Origin of the sequence: Streptomyces sp. W16 (genome assembly GCF_033194735.1) — a bacterium.
Taxonomy (GTDB): Bacteria; Actinomycetota; Actinomycetes; order Streptomycetales; family Streptomycetaceae; genus Streptomyces.
In genome coordinates this window covers 1-860 of sequence record NZ_JAWOAI010001185.1, presented here as the reverse complement: position 1 = coordinate 860, position 860 = coordinate 1, and the positions used below count along the sequence as shown (strand labels likewise).

At 74.8% G+C, this 860-nt stretch carries 1 pseudogene; it reads right to left on the bottom strand.

The annotated features are described in order from the left end of the window. Positions 1 to 860, bottom strand: a pseudogene (locus R6V09_RS54090) (LuxR family transcriptional regulator); the annotation flags it as partial.

Genomic DNA, 860 nt, shown 5'->3' with positions numbered 1-860 from the left:
CTCCCGCCAACGCACGTACGCCTCGTCGCCCAGTGCCGCGCGCACCGCCCGCTGCTGTGCCTCCTGCTCCTCCAGCAGCCGGGGCAGCATGCCGACCGCGTCACCGCCCAGCCGGCGCGCGTGCTCCGCGTAACCCAGCAGCCAGCAGGCCCTGACGTACCGCCGCTGTCCGGCCGCGTGCCAGGCGAGCCCCAGGGACGCGAGCGCCGCGACGAGGACCTCGCCGATCTCGCTCGCCGCCTCCAGCCCCCGGCGCAACGCCACCGCGCTCTCCTCGGGCCGCCCGACGAGCCACAGGATCACGCCCTGGACGGTGAGCGTGGACCCGTACAACTGGCGCTCGCCCCGGCCCTCCAGATACGCCAGACCCGTCTCGCACCATTCCAGCGCGCGGTCCGTGAAGCCCAACGCCCCGTACAACAGGGCCCCTTCGTAGTGCACGACGCCGATACCCAGCGCGTCGTCCGCCGCGACCATCCGCCCACGGACCGCGTCCAGCGCCGCCATCCCCTCCTCCACGGCGCCGCCGAGCACGCTCAGGGCGGCCAGGTAGCCCTCGCTGAACAGCTCCACCCGGCTCTCGCCGACGCGCCGCGCCATGTCGAGGGCCTGCGGGAACCGGTCCAACGCGGTCTCCAGATCGGCCGTCCACACCCCGAACACCCCGGTCATGAACAGCGCCCAGGCCCGCACGGGGGAGTCCTGCGGGAGCAGACCGAGCCCCTTGTCGATCCAGTACCGGCCCTCGGACAGCGTGCCCGCCGCCCGCCAGTAGGCCCCGAGCCGGGTCGCCAGCCACAGCGCGTCCGCGGCCCGGCCCTCGGTGGCGCAGCCGTACTCCAGGGCGGCCCGCACATCGG